Annotated in this window: 13 protein-coding genes and 1 pseudogene; 4 read left to right on the top strand and 10 right to left on the bottom strand. The window is 49.5% G+C overall.

The window, feature by feature from the left end; translation table 11 throughout:
• Positions 1 to 46 precede the first annotated feature (46 nt).
• The 4 genes from tuf (at position 47) to bfr (ending at position 5,136) form a co-directional block, all read left to right on the top strand.
• Positions 47 to 1,231, top strand: coding sequence for an elongation factor Tu (gene tuf / locus HBM92_RS01990; RefSeq protein ID WP_000031783.1), 1,185 nt, complete (start codon positions 47 to 49; stop codon positions 1,229 to 1,231).
• A 291-nt stretch (positions 1,232 to 1,522) separates the two neighbouring features.
• Entirely contained in the window at positions 1,523 to 4,225 is a 2,703-nt protein-coding gene (gene chiA / locus HBM92_RS01995; protein ID WP_000773147.1) for a bifunctional chitinase/lysozyme, read from the top strand.
• Positions 4,226 to 4,393: 168 nt separating this feature from the next.
• Positions 4,394 to 4,588: a bacterioferritin-associated ferredoxin gene (gene bfd, locus HBM92_RS02000; RefSeq protein WP_000289085.1), complete on the top strand. Its 195-nt coding sequence runs from the start codon at positions 4,394 to 4,396 to the stop codon at positions 4,586 to 4,588.
• Positions 4,589 to 4,659: 71 nt separating this feature from the next.
• Positions 4,660 to 5,136 (top strand): bacterioferritin, encoded by a 477-nt coding sequence (gene bfr, locus HBM92_RS02005; protein ID WP_000675504.1) that lies wholly within the window; start codon positions 4,660 to 4,662, stop codon positions 5,134 to 5,136.
• Between the two features lie 28 nt (positions 5,137 to 5,164).
• Here bfr and gspO read toward each other — a convergent pair whose 3' ends face one another.
• The 10 genes and pseudogenes from gspO to gspE all read right to left on the bottom strand — a co-directional run bounded on the left by gspO (position 5,165) and on the right by gspE (position 13,046).
• Positions 5,165 to 5,842, bottom strand: a complete 678-nt coding sequence (gspO, locus tag HBM92_RS02010; protein ID WP_000178174.1) for a prepilin peptidase GspO — start codon at positions 5,840 to 5,842, stop codon at positions 5,165 to 5,167.
• Positions 5,842 to 6,303, bottom strand: a complete 462-nt coding sequence (gspM, locus tag HBM92_RS02015) for a type II secretion system protein GspM (protein ID WP_001298207.1) — start codon at positions 6,301 to 6,303, stop codon at positions 5,842 to 5,844. The genes gspO and gspM overlap by 1 nt, the downstream gene beginning before the upstream one ends.
• On the bottom strand, positions 6,300 to 7,463 hold the full coding sequence (gene gspL / locus HBM92_RS02020; protein ID WP_001304915.1) for a type II secretion system protein GspL: 1,164 nt from the start codon (positions 7,461 to 7,463) through the stop codon (positions 6,300 to 6,302). The genes gspM and gspL overlap by 4 nt, the downstream gene beginning before the upstream one ends.
• Before the next feature lie 14 nt (positions 7,464 to 7,477).
• Positions 7,478 to 8,461, bottom strand: a pseudogene (gene gspK, locus HBM92_RS02025) (type II secretion system minor pseudopilin GspK).
• Positions 8,454 to 9,041 carry a type II secretion system minor pseudopilin GspJ gene (gene gspJ, locus HBM92_RS02030; protein WP_000610637.1) on the bottom strand — a complete coding sequence of 196 codons (588 nt, stop codon included), beginning with the start codon at positions 9,039 to 9,041 and terminating at the stop codon, positions 8,454 to 8,456. Before gspJ ends, gspK begins: the two are co-directional and overlap by 8 nt.
• Positions 9,034 to 9,411 carry a type II secretion system minor pseudopilin GspI gene (gene gspI / locus HBM92_RS02035; protein WP_001041742.1) on the bottom strand — a complete coding sequence of 126 codons (378 nt, stop codon included), beginning with the start codon at positions 9,409 to 9,411 and terminating at the stop codon, positions 9,034 to 9,036. Before gspI ends, gspJ begins: the two co-directional genes overlap by 8 nt.
• Entirely contained in the window at positions 9,408 to 9,917 is a 510-nt protein-coding gene (gspH, locus tag HBM92_RS02040; RefSeq protein ID WP_001076033.1) for a type II secretion system minor pseudopilin GspH, read from the bottom strand. The genes gspI and gspH overlap by 4 nt, the downstream gene beginning before the upstream one ends.
• A gap of 7 nt (positions 9,918 to 9,924) precedes the next feature.
• Positions 9,925 to 10,362 carry a type II secretion system major pseudopilin GspG gene (gene gspG, locus HBM92_RS02045; protein WP_001202877.1) on the bottom strand — a complete coding sequence of 146 codons (438 nt, stop codon included), beginning with the start codon at positions 10,360 to 10,362 and terminating at the stop codon, positions 9,925 to 9,927.
• Positions 10,363 to 10,371: 9 nt separating this feature from the next.
• The gene (gene gspF / locus HBM92_RS02050; RefSeq protein WP_001109576.1) at positions 10,372 to 11,568 is read right to left on the bottom strand and encodes a type II secretion system inner membrane protein GspF; all 1,197 of its coding nucleotides are present in this window, start codon (positions 11,566 to 11,568) and stop codon (positions 10,372 to 10,374) included.
• A complete protein-coding gene (gene gspE / locus HBM92_RS02055; protein ID WP_001219902.1) occupies positions 11,565 to 13,046 on the bottom strand; it encodes a type II secretion system ATPase GspE in 1,482 nt (493 codons plus the stop codon). Before gspE ends, gspF begins: the two co-directional genes overlap by 4 nt.
• Positions 13,047 to 13,049: the final 3 nt, after the last annotated feature.

A 13,049-nucleotide genomic window follows, 5' to 3' on the forward strand; every position in this document is an offset into this window, starting at 1 on the left:
CGTGCTCTCTCCTGAAGGGGAGAGCACTATAGTAAGGAATATAGCCGTGTCTAAAGAAAAATTTGAACGTACAAAACCGCACGTTAACGTTGGTACTATCGGCCACGTTGACCACGGTAAAACTACTCTGACCGCTGCAATCACCACCGTACTGGCTAAAACCTACGGCGGTGCTGCTCGTGCATTCGACCAGATCGATAACGCGCCGGAAGAAAAAGCTCGTGGTATCACCATCAACACTTCTCACGTTGAATACGACACCCCGACCCGTCACTACGCGCACGTAGACTGCCCGGGGCACGCCGACTATGTTAAAAACATGATCACCGGTGCTGCTCAGATGGACGGCGCGATCCTGGTAGTTGCTGCGACTGACGGCCCGATGCCGCAGACTCGTGAGCACATCCTGCTGGGTCGTCAGGTAGGCGTTCCGTACATCATCGTGTTCCTGAACAAATGCGACATGGTTGATGACGAAGAGCTGCTGGAACTGGTTGAAATGGAAGTTCGTGAACTTCTGTCTCAGTACGACTTCCCGGGCGACGACACTCCGATCGTTCGTGGTTCTGCTCTGAAAGCGCTGGAAGGCGACGCAGAGTGGGAAGCGAAAATCCTGGAACTGGCTGGCTTCCTGGATTCCTACATTCCGGAACCAGAGCGTGCGATTGACAAGCCGTTCCTGCTGCCGATCGAAGACGTATTCTCCATCTCCGGTCGTGGTACCGTTGTTACCGGTCGTGTAGAACGCGGTATCATCAAAGTTGGTGAAGAAGTTGAAATCGTTGGTATCAAAGAGACTCAGAAGTCTACCTGTACTGGCGTTGAAATGTTCCGCAAACTGCTGGACGAAGGCCGTGCTGGTGAGAACGTAGGTGTTCTGCTGCGTGGTATCAAACGTGAAGAAATCGAACGTGGTCAGGTACTGGCTAAGCCGGGCACCATCAAGCCGCACACCAAGTTCGAATCTGAAGTGTACATTCTGTCCAAAGATGAAGGCGGTCGTCATACTCCGTTCTTCAAAGGCTACCGTCCGCAGTTCTACTTCCGTACTACTGACGTGACTGGTACCATCGAACTGCCGGAAGGCGTAGAGATGGTAATGCCGGGCGACAACATCAAAATGGTTGTTACCCTGATCCACCCGATCGCGATGGACGACGGTCTGCGTTTCGCAATCCGTGAAGGCGGCCGTACCGTTGGCGCGGGCGTTGTTGCTAAAGTTCTGGGCTAATTACACGTTAATTAGTTTTGAATTGAAAAGGGCGCTTCGGCGCCCTTTTTGCATTTGTTGACTGCATATCTTATTCGTACTGTCAGAACGAATAAATTATTCATATTTAAAATATCAATTCAATTTAATATTTTAAATATGAATGTTTCTGTTTTTAAAATGCTTCATTTGTCAGGCTTTTTTCTTATTTTTAATGCCGCACTTTAATTCATATTGAAGGGTTCTCGTAAAACGTAAATAATTCCTGCGTAGGACTTTTGTTTTGCAGTTTTTACGTTACAAGGGATTATAATGAAATTAAATATATTTACTAAATCTATGATTGGTATGGGGCTGGTGTGTTCCGCTCTGCCAGCATTGGCAATGGAAGCATGGAATAACCAACAAGGTGGTAATAAATATCAGGTTATTTTCGATGGCAAAATTTATGAAAATGCCTGGTGGGTTTCTTCTACAAATTGCCCGGGAAAAGCGAAAGCAAATGATGCAACTAACCCGTGGCGTTTAAAGCGTACCGCAACAGCTGCTGAAATTAGTCAGTTTGGCAATACACTTTCCTGCGAAAAGAGCGGCAGCTCATCTTCTTCAAATTCAAATACGCCAGCATCTAATACGCCTGCTAATGGCGGTTCGGCTACACCAGCACAGGGCACTGTTCCGTCTAATTCTTCTGTAGTTGCCTGGAATAAACAGCAGGGCGGTCAAACCTGGTATGTCGTCTTTAATGGTGCGGTATATAAAAATGCCTGGTGGGTAGCCTCTTCTAACTGCCCGGGTGATGCGAAAGGCAATGATGCCAGCAACCCATGGCGTTATGTTCGTGCCGCTACGGCAACGGAAATCTCAGAAACCAGTAATCCACAGTCTTGTACTTCAGCACCACAGCCTGCACCGGATGTGAAACCGGCACCGGACGTTAAACCGGCTCCTGATGTTCAGCCAGCCCCAGCTGATAAGTCAAACGACAACTATGCTGTCGTAGCCTGGAAAGGTCAGGAAGGTTCTTCTACATGGTACGTTATCTACAACGGCGGCATTTATAAGAATGCCTGGTGGGTGGGCGCGGCAAATTGCCCAGGCGATGCGAAAGAAAACGATGCCAGCAACCCATGGCGTTATGTTCGCGCGGCAACGGCAACAGAAATCACTCAGTATGGTAACCCAGGCTCCTGTTCCGTTAAGCCGGATAATAATGGCGGTGCTGTGACTCCGGTTGATCCAACTCCGGAAACACCGGAAACTCCAGTTACTCCAACTCCGGATAACAACGAGCCATCAACACCAGCGGATAGCAGTAACGATTACTCACTGCAGGCGTGGAGTGGCCAGGAAGGCAGCGAAATTTACCATGTTATCTTCAATGGTAATGTTTATCAGAATGCCTGGTGGGTTGGTTCTGAAGATTGCCCGCGTGGCACCAGTGTAGAAAACTCCAATAACCCATGGCGCCTCGTGCGTACAGCTACCGCTGCGGAAATGAGTCAGTACGGTAACCCGACTACCTGTGAAATTGATAATGGCGGCGTCATTATTGCGAATGGTTTCCAGGCCAGCAAAGCGTACAGCGCGAACAGCATCGTAGATTATAACGATGCACATTATAAAACCTCTGTCGATCAAGACGCATGGGGCTTTGTCCCCGGCGGCGATAACCCGTGGAAGAAATACGAACCGGCGAAAGCATGGTCCGCTTCCACCGTGTACGTGAAAGGTGATCGCGTTGTTGTTGATGGGCAGGCTTATGAAGCGCTGTTCTGGACGCAAAGTGACAACCCTGCTCTGGTTGCGAACCAAAACGCCACCGGTAGCAATAGTCGCCCGTGGAAGCCGTTAGGTAAGACTCAGAGCTATAGCAACGAAGAGCTGAATAATGCGCCGCAGTTTAATCCAGAAACGCTTTATGCCAGTGATACGCTGATTCGCTTTAACGGTGAGAACTACATTTCTCAGAGTAAAGTGCAGAAAGTTTCTCCTTCTGACAGCAACCCGTGGCGTGTTTTTGTTGACTGGACCGGAACCAAAGAGCGCGTAGGTACGCCGAAGAAAGCGTGGCCGAAACACGTTTATGCACCGTATGTCGACTTTACGCTGAATACGATCCCGGATTTGGCTGCGCTGGCTAAGAATCATAACGTCAACCACTTCACGCTGGCGTTTGTGGTGAGTAAAGATGCGAACACCTGTCTACCGACATGGGGTACCGCTTACGGTATGCAGAATTACGCTCAGTACAGCAAAATCAAAGCTCTGCGTGAGGCTGGCGGTGATGTGATGCTGTCTATCGGTGGTGCTAATAATGCCCCGCTGGCAGCTTCCTGTAAGAACGTTGACGATCTAATGCAGCATTATTATGACATCGTTGATAACCTGAACCTCAGAGTCCTGGACTTCGATATCGAAGGCACCTGGGTTGCGGATCAGGCATCTATTGAACGTCGTAACCTTGCTGTGAAGAAAGTGCAGGATAAATGGAAGTCAGAGGGCAAAGATATTGCTATCTGGTACACCTTGCCAATTCTGCCGACTGGCCTGACGCCGGAAGGGATGAATGTCCTGAGCGATGCCAAAGCGAAAGGTGTTGAGCTGGCGGGTGTGAACGTGATGACAATGGACTACGGTAACGCGATTTGTCAGTCTGCAAATACCGAAGGCCAGAACATTCACGGTAAGTGTGCAACGTCTGCGATTGCCAACCTGCATTCACAATTGAAAGGCCTCCATCCCAACAAGAGCGATGCAGAAATTGACGCTATGATGGGTACCACGCCGATGGTTGGCGTGAACGACGTTCAGGGCGAGGTGTTCTATCTCTCTGATGCTCGTCTGGTCATGCAGGATGCGCAGAAGCGTAATCTCGGTATGGTTGGTATCTGGTCAATCGCGCGCGACCTGCCAGGCGGCACTAACCTGTCTCCGGAATTCCACGGCCTGACTAAAGAACAGGCACCGAAGTACGCATTTAGCGAAATCTTCGCGCCGTTTACTAAGCAATAAATGTGTTGGCGATACCTTCCGGTATCGCCGCATTTTTTGTCAATGGGCTACTTTTGGTAGCCCATTATTTTTATTCATATTTCTATTCTTTGCTTAAAAAAGAGTCTTTCCGTAATTGAAATAAGAACTATTTTCATTTATTTTTGAAGAAAGTATACGGGAGTCTCTATGTACGTTTGTCTTTGTAATGGTATCAGCGATAAAAAAATTCGTCAGGCTGTGCGCCAGTTTTCCCCCCACTCGTTCCAGCAATTAAAAAAATTCATTCCGGTCGGCAATCAGTGCGGTAAATGTGTCCGGGCCGCGCGTGAAGTGATGGAGGATGAATTAATGCAACTGCCGGAGTTTAAGGAGTCCGCATAAACGGAGTGTGTTTTTTGACTTACTCGTAAGCCGTTCTACGCTTCAAAGAGTGGAAGCGAAGGAGTCAAAAAATGAAAGGTGATACTAAAGTTATAAATTATCTCAACAAACTGTTGGGAAATGAGCTTGTCGCAATCAATCAGTACTTTCTTCATGCCCGGATGTTTAAAAACTGGGGTCTCAAACGTCTCAATGATGTGGAGTATCATGAATCCATTGATGAGATGAAACACGCCGATCGTTATATTGAGCGCATTCTTTTTCTGGAAGGTCTTCCAAACTTACAGGACCTGGGCAAACTGAACATTGGTGAAGATGTTGAGGAAATGCTGCGTTCTGATCTGGCACTTGAGCTGGATGGCGCGAAGAATTTGCGTGAGGCAATTGGTTATGCCGATAGCGTTCATGATTACGTCAGCCGCGATATGATGATAGAAATTTTGCGCGATGAAGAAGGCCATATCGACTGGCTGGAAACGGAACTTGATCTGATTCAGAAGATGGGACTGCAAAATTATCTGCAAGCACAGATTCGCGAAGAAGGTTGAGCCGTGTCGGGAGGGAGAACCCTCCCGGTTAATAAGAGATCCAGGCCAGATATCCCAGGTTTATCATGCTGCCGAGCGCAAGCCACGGGCCGAATGCGATAGTGGGTATAGTCCGGCGTTGCAGAAGTTGTGAAACGATGGCGTAACCAATGCCACCCAGCGAGGCAATCAGCAGTATCATTGGTAACGTTTGCCAGCCACACCACGCGCCTGCAGCGGCCAGTAGCTTGAAATCACCGTAGCCCAATCCCTCTTTGTGACAAACTAACCAGACGCCCCAGTAAACACACCACAGCACCCCATAGCCAGCGACCGCGCCATAAACCGCATCATGTAAATCAATTAATCCAGACTGCGCATTAAATACCAAGCCAAGCCAGAGCAGCGGTAAGGTGAGTTTGTCGGGCAGGAGCTGAGTGCGAAAATCAATAACACTGAGCGTGAGTGCGAAACAGAAATAGAGAAAGAGTGCGCCAGTCACAATGGGCGTGAAAGGTGCCAGGGCGCAGGCGATAGCAGCAGCAACGCAAAGTATCAGGGGCACTGTATCATGCCAGGCATATTTTTTTTGCCAGAAATGAACCAATACCTGGCGAAACGTTAACGCCGTTTTATCCTCCAAAGGCGAGAGGTGATAGGCCATGACATTAACAAAATAACCTGCAATAAAACCAACCAGAATGAAGAGCGGCAGTAGCATTGTCATTATTGTTGCTCCCTGAAGGACAAATGCTTGAGGGTGATCTCTTCGTTTCCGGCAAGAGTAAACTGAAGGTCTTCAATAACAATACCGTATGTTATCTGTGCCGTAGTGAGCCAGCGGGAGACGTTTTCGAGGGGAGCTGTGACAGGGTTAATTGTCAGAGTATTGTCCGGACCGTTTTCCAGCGTGATAGTCAAATTCTCACGTTTTGCTTCTTCGAGAAGGATATTTTTGATGGGCTGCGTAAGCGCTGGATGACCGAGTAAACCATGGGTGCTCGCTTGATCCTGCATCCATTTGATGTCCTTCTTAATTTTTTGCGCGTGGGACTGATGCTCTTCAATGTAGGTATCTATCGGTTTTATCACCGCAAGCCAACAAAAAACGCCGAGCGAGAGAACCGCCAATGCCGCAACGATCTGTTTTTCCGATGTGGATTTTTCTGCCCACCATGATTTAATCATTTCCCTGAGTTCCTTACTGTCCATACGCCACTGACCGGATCTTTTTCTGTTTTTTCCATCGGAAGCCAGGACTGTGTTAACTCACAGAAACGATCGATATTGGCTTCACTCTTAGCACTCATTTTTAAGGTCAGCGACTTTTGCCTCTGGCTATAGTTCGCCTCCATTAACTGCAGTTCATGGTGTTCAAGCAGAAGTGTTTGTAAATGATAGAGCAACGGTACAGCTTCAGGATATTGCTGAGCGAGTTGCTGCTTAAAGTAAAAACGAAAGTTGTGGGTGTGTTTGATCTGCGGGAAATAACGTTGCCAGGTTTCTTGCTGTTGTTGCTGAAGTTTATCTTCAATCTTAAGCGTTTGCCAGAACGCGATGCCCCGGCTGCCAACAAAAGAAAGAATGGAGAGAACGAGACAGCTTACTGCCAGGCGGGCGAGCCATTTTCCCGATTTGCTTACAGTTTTCTGTTTACGAAAAACACCATGCAGCATGTCATAGCGCTGGAATGCAATATCGGCAGAATACAAACTCAGTGATGGTATTTCAGGATGCTGGATAAGTGGATTGGCCGCTGCAACGCCGTGAGGCGCTACACCATAACAACGCATATTCTCAGGCGGAAACTGGTTAGCAAGATGCTGTAACCAGTGTTCATCCAGTTCGTTGAAGGCATGTGCGGCACTGCGAATAAGCCAGCTTGTTTGCTGGTTAACCAGAGTCCAGCTATCTACTTCCCAGGGAAGATAGCAGCCATCTGGCAAAACCCGCGTCACGTTGAGTCCGGCAGTATGTAAACGCTCAAGATAACGACTGAGTTTCTCCGACTGAATGCCTATCACCTCGACACTTTCGTTTTGTTTATCGACAACCGTCCAGTGCCAATTTTGGCTGGCGTCGGGTAATGTCTCCTCCGCCAACCACTGTAATGTTTGCGCGGTGAGTTTGTATTTGGCGTTGGGCAGCGTGAGGGAACGATATAAAAGACCCTCAGGTGGGATCAAAAGGTGAACATTTCCAGCACCGGGCTGATCGGCCAGCGACTCCAGCGGAAGATCGTCTGTGAGCGTATGTACCGAAGATACGCTATCTGCGGAGAACGTCATCCATTCCCAATGCTTACGCAGCGTCGAGAAAGAACGTATTACCATCAACGATTCAGGCATCACGATCCTTATGATTAGTAGAGTTGCAGCGTACGCCGATAGATTTGGGCGCTCTGCTGTTTACGGTTGAAAAAAATATGGCTTTGCCATCCCTAGGATTGTTCGTCGCTGATACTTTCCGTATTCAGCGTAAAATAGCGGCTATAGGGAAAGAGATGCCCTTTCACCTGAGCAACCAGGGGCTTCACGCCGGAGAAATCCTGCTGCGCCCAGTAAAGAAATGCATCTGTGGTGAGCCAGCCTTCCCTGGGCCTTTTTTGTAATAAGACCCGAGCGTCAGCATCCGTGATGTTATTGAGGAATAATGCTCTGAAGAGCGGAATATCGTTCTCCGTTAGCATATTAAGATTGATGCTAAGTTCCGAGGTCGGGAGAACGCAGACATACGGGATAAGCCGCTGATAGATGTTTTCGGTTATGCCTTTTATCTGACGCAATTCACCGGTCAGAAAAAGCATTTGATTGGCGCTATGGCGAGGCGGCGTTTGGCTTTGGTAAAAGTTATCTTCTGCGCCGTGAAAGCGTGGCGAATCATCGGCATCAATATAGTCAGCGATTGATTGCACGATCTCATCGGTGTTTCCGCGATCGATACCGGCGTTAATCAGCAGGGCACTGAATACCTGGACGGGGAAATCAGGGGAAGCCAGCGGGGCGTCAGAGATTTTTGCTAAGGCATTGAGATTAAAACAGTGCTGGGCATCGCGTAACTGCCACTTCACTGTATTGCCATTTTCCAGCTGCAACTGTTGCGGTTGTGCCCAGTACTGCTGCAACGTGGTTTGTCTGTCGTTATCTTTAACGTCCTGGGTGAGGCTGGCAAGCGCAAGTTTCTCCGCCAGCTCAATATCATATTGCCGTTGCAAATGATGGTTTACCTGGCGGGTTCGATGAAGCTGGCCGTGAAAACTGATCGTCATGTCTGCAGCCAGAGCAGCCATGAGCGCCAGTAACATGAGTACAATGAGCAGTGCTACGCCGCGTTGTTCATTATTCATGGTTATTATTCCCGGCCTGCGTCTGAGCTGGCGACTCTTCTCTCGCTAACTGCTCAGGTAATGCAAAACGGCGCTGTAACGCCCCATATTGCTGAGTCTTCAGATGTAACGTGACTGAGAGAGGAAGCTCCTGGCTTTCTCCGCTGTTACTTTCCAGAAGAAAGCTCTCGACATGTTCCAGCATCGCCTGGGCGGGGTGATCCTTCCTGCCATCCACAGAAGTACGAACAGCACGGTAGAGCGTATGATTTCGCAGATACCAGTGAACAGTGAGTAAGGTTTGTGCTTCACTGAGAGGGGCCAGCGGATCGCGACTTTGCGTGGTAAAAATCGCTTCTTCACCCAACACCATGATTTTGTCCGTACTCCGATTCCGCCGGGCGACCAGTTGCAGGAGATCGTTATCAAGAATGGTGATGGTGCGCTGTAGCTGATTGAACTTCTGGATTTCTTTCTGTGAACGTTGATGCAACTCGGAAACTTGAGAAAAAATCATAAACGCCAGCACGCTAAGCATTGAGAAAATCGCCAGCGCCGCCATGACTTCCAGCAATGTGAAACCCTGCTGGCGATTAATCATCTTGTGCCTGCCCGGATTTATTATTGATGCTTTGATAGCGCGTAAGCGAGGTTGTCTGACCGCTGGGTAATGTCACCGTTATGGTGTGTTCCAGAAGCGTGCCGTCTTTGCTTGAGTGGATATCGCTGCGCCAGTTCCACTCTTCGCCATTTATTAACTCTTTGCCAGAACTGGACGTGTTTTCCTCGCCGAATGAATCTTGTGACTGAAGCTGGTTATCCGCTATCCACAATGCCAGCGTCTCGTTGCGCATTCGCTCGATGGCATTTCGTTGCCCTTGCATACTGCTCATTAAAGTCAGAGCAACAGCGGTGAAAATACTCATCGCCAGTAAGACTTCAAGCAGTGTCATCCCTGATTGTTTGTTCATGGGCGGGTATCTCTGGCGAGCGTTTGATCCAGGGGCCATGAGCCTGAACTGACTAACGTCAGGAGCGGCTCACCGGTCCCGGTATTAGCCATCAACAAAGAGAAGGGCGTGATTTGTCCGTCGGCCAGAATCACCACCTGCGGTTGGTTGCTGTCATCAGGTTTAAATGGCTGAAGTTGAATTGAGAGTTCTTCACCCCAGTCATTTTTGCTCTCGTCTGCGGCATCTTCTTGTAATGGAACCCAGCGCCAGGCTGATGGTGTTTTGCCCGGTACCATAATGCGCCATGCTGAATCAGAGAAATGGATACCGACAGGCTGACCACTGAGCGTGGCGCGGTCGATGGCTAATTCAAGTGCAGCGGTAAACCGCGCCGCTGTTTCGCGCGCACGAGTGTTGGCGGCATCCTCCCGACCATATGTGAAGAGCACCACACTTGCCGTGATAGCGACCAGCGCCAGCACCAGCATCATCTCCAGCAGGGTAAACCCGCGTTGCTGATTCATCGCTGACTTACTTTTTCTTCTTGCTCAAACCCCAGTTGGTGATGTCGTCCTCGGTTCCCATTTCACCATCGGGCCCTGCTGAAAGCAGATCGTATGCACCATGTTCACCAGGATTAACGAGGACATAATCATTGCCCCAGGGATCGGCAGGCAGACGCTTGATATAACCTTCCTTGTTATAGTTTGCGGCCAGCGGTGGCAGTGTCGGCGCTTCGACTAAGGATTCAAGCCCCTGATTTGTGGTTGGATAGCGATGATTGTCGAGTTTGTACATATCCAGGGCGTTTTCCAGTGCCACGATATCGCTGACGGCTTTTTGCTTATCCGCCTTTTCTTTATTGCCCATCAGGTTGGGAACCACCAGGCTGGCAAGTACGCCAATGATGACAATAACCACCATAATTTCCAGTAATGTAAAACCGCGTTGCTTATCCGTTGCGCGCATATACTTTCCTTAATTAATCATTGAGTTAAGTTGAAGAAGAGGTTGGAGTACCGACACGACAATAAACAGGACGATCAGTGCCATCGTAATAATGAGTGCTGGCTCGAAGATGGAGAGCGTTAAGGCGATCCGATTTTGTTGGAGTGTCTCCTGGTTATCTGCGGCTCTGACCATTAACGTGCCGAGTTGCCCGCTTTTTTCGCCAGAGGCCACCATGTAGAGCATCATCGGCGGGAAAATTGCGGTTTGTTCCAGTGAAAGATGAATGCTGTTACCCTGGCGAACGTTTTCTGCCGCATTTGCCAGGCGCTGGCGAATTTCGAGGTTGTTGAGGCTTTCGGTGGACAAATTCATCCCATCCAGCAGAGGGACGCCGCTGGATTGCAAAATACTTAAAGTGCGGAGATAGCGTGCGCTGTTAATGGCGCAAATCAGCGGGCCGATGAGCGCAACGCGCAGTAACATGGCATGAAAACGGTGGCGGTTATTGCCGCGTTTTAACCAGAGCCAGAAACCCACAGCGACAATAAACACCGTCGCTAATAATGTCGGGCCGGTACGTTGCAACGTGTCGCTCAGACCTAAAAGAATGCGTGTACTCAGTGGCAGTTGCTGCTTCATATGCACGAACTGTTCGGTAATTTTGGGCACGACAGCAGTGAGGAGAATAATCACGACCACAATCGCCACCGTAGTGAGCATGCAGGGGTAGATCAGTGACTGAATGAGCTTGCTGCGGATTTTCTGCCGGTTTTCATTGTAATCAGCCAGCTTTTCCAACACCGGGGCCAGCAGACCGCTCTTTTCGCCCGCTTTTACCAGGGTACGGTAGAGCGAATCGAAAAGCGTGGGAAAATGTTGTAACGCATCGGAAAGGGGATGCCCTTCAAGGATGGCGCTGCGTACCTGATTTAACACGTCAGCCAGTCGATTATTACTGCTTTGTTGACCAATTACGGCAAGGCTCTCTTCCAGGGGTAATGCCGCTGCGCTTAAGGTTGCCAACTGCCGGGTGAAAAGCGTCAGTTCACTATGGCTGATCCTCGGGCGACGTGTTTTTACTCCCGAACTTTTTTGGGGGCGAATATCCAGCAGGAAAAGCCCTTCTTCACGCAGCCGCAGTCGTGCCTGACGTTCATCGTTAGCATCAATGATCCCCTGCAATTTTTGACCATCCTGGGTCATGGCGCGATAGCGATAATTCATGCTTCGTTCTCCAGCGTGGCACTGGCGACGCGCATAACCTCATCCCAGGAGGTGTCACCGCGTATCACTTTTTGCAGGCCATTTTTGATTAAGGCATTGTGTTGTTGCCGGACCAGTCGCTCCAGTGCTTGTTCATCCACATTTTCATGAATAGCGGCCCGCAATTCCGGCGTCACCACCATCATTTCGTGGATCGCCATGCGCCCCTGATAACCGGATTGATGGCAATGAGGGCAACCTACGGGAGTGCCAATTGTTGTCACCGCGAGCTGATGATATTTAAACATCTGCGATTGTTGCGGCGATACGGGCGTGAATTGTCGGCATTGCGGACACAGACGACGAACCAGACGTTGCGCGATAATCCCTGCCAGTGAAGACGAAAGCAGGAATGATTCGACGCCCATGTCGCGTAGCCGGGTGACTGCGCCTGATGCACTGTTAGTGTGGAGTGTTGAGAGTACCAGATGGCCTGTGAGCGAGGCCTGAACCGCAATTTGCGCGGTTTCTGTATCACGAATTTCCCCCACCATGACGACATCCGGGTCCTGGCGAAGTATGGCGCGCAGGCCGCGAGCGAAAGACATATCCACGCGGGTATTCACCTGCGTTTGTCCTATGCCTTCCAGTTCATATTCCACGGGATCTTCTACCGTCAGAATATTACGGCCAGGGGTATTAAGCGCCGAAAGAATGGCGTAGAGCGTGGTGCTTTTACCGGAGCCTGTCGGCCCTGTTACCAGGATAATACCGTGCGGAAGCTGAATGAGATTTTCTAAATCCTGTTTATCCGCTGCCGTCATCCCCAGGTTGTTCAATGAAAGCTGGAGGCTGTTTTTATCCAGCAGGCGGAGCACAGTGCGTTCACCATAGATGGATGGCAGTGTGGATACGCGGACATCTATGTTACGTCGCCCGATACGCAAACTGATTCTTCCATCCTGTGGAATACGTTTTTCGGCGATATCAAGACGCGCCATGACCTTAATTCGGGAGATAAGCAGTGCCGCCAGTTTTTTGTTGGGCTGTAAAATTGTCCGCAAAACGCCGTCGATGCGAAAACGGATCGACATTGTTTTTTCATAGGTTTCAATGTGGATATCGGAGGCGGTTTCTTTGATGGCCTCACTCAAAATAGCATTGATCAAGCGGATAACCGGTGCGGCTGAATCTTCATTCAGCAGATCTTCATTTGCGGGCATCTCTTCCGAAAGCGAGAGAAGATCGACGGATTGATCGATATCCTGCGCAATCTGTTGCGACTCACCGGTATTCTGATGGAACACCGCTTCCAGCCGGGCTTCAAAATCAGCCTGTGACAAGCTGGTCATGGTCTGGCACTGGCCAACCTGACGTTGAATATCGAGTAACCGTTCGAATGGCGTATCGGCGAGATAAATAATCTCGCCCTCTGAATAGAGATAACCAATTCGTTGTGCCAGCGCCCAACTGGCGGGGTACGGTGAGTGAATTCTCATAAG

Origin of the sequence: Escherichia sp. E.sYA108, from assembly GCF_011754335.1 — a bacterium.
Lineage (GTDB): Bacteria > Pseudomonadota > Gammaproteobacteria > Enterobacterales > Enterobacteriaceae > Escherichia > Escherichia coli.

Excerpts from the sequence above, each read along its gene's own strand:
- chiA (WP_000773147.1), top strand. The coding sequence starts at position 1,523 with ATGAAATTAAATATATTTACTAAATCTATGATTGGTATGGGGCTGGTG.
- bfd (WP_000289085.1), top strand. The coding sequence starts at position 4,394 with ATGTACGTTTGTCTTTGTAATGGTATCAGCGATAAAAAAATTCGTCAG.
- bfr (WP_000675504.1), top strand. The coding sequence starts at position 4,660 with ATGAAAGGTGATACTAAAGTTATAAATTATCTCAACAAACTGTTGGGA.
- gspO (WP_000178174.1), bottom strand. The coding sequence starts at position 5,842 with ATGACAATGCTACTGCCGCTCTTCATTCTGGTTGGTTTTATTGCAGGT.
- gspM (WP_001298207.1), bottom strand. The coding sequence starts at position 6,303 with ATGATTAAATCATGGTGGGCAGAAAAATCCACATCGGAAAAACAGATC.
- gspL (WP_001304915.1), bottom strand. The coding sequence starts at position 7,463 with ATGCCTGAATCGTTGATGGTAATACGTTCTTTCTCGACGCTGCGTAAG.
- gspJ (WP_000610637.1), bottom strand. The coding sequence starts at position 9,041 with ATGATTAATCGCCAGCAGGGTTTCACATTGCTGGAAGTCATGGCGGCG.
- gspI (WP_001041742.1), bottom strand. The coding sequence starts at position 9,411 with ATGAACAAACAATCAGGGATGACACTGCTTGAAGTCTTACTGGCGATG.
- gspH (WP_001076033.1), bottom strand. The coding sequence starts at position 9,917 with ATGAATCAGCAACGCGGGTTTACCCTGCTGGAGATGATGCTGGTGCTG.
- gspG (WP_001202877.1), bottom strand. The coding sequence starts at position 10,362 with ATGCGCGCAACGGATAAGCAACGCGGTTTTACATTACTGGAAATTATG.
- gspF (WP_001109576.1), bottom strand. The coding sequence starts at position 11,568 with ATGAATTATCGCTATCGCGCCATGACCCAGGATGGTCAAAAATTGCAG.
- gspE (WP_001219902.1), bottom strand. The coding sequence starts at position 13,046 with ATGAGAATTCACTCACCGTACCCCGCCAGTTGGGCGCTGGCACAACGA.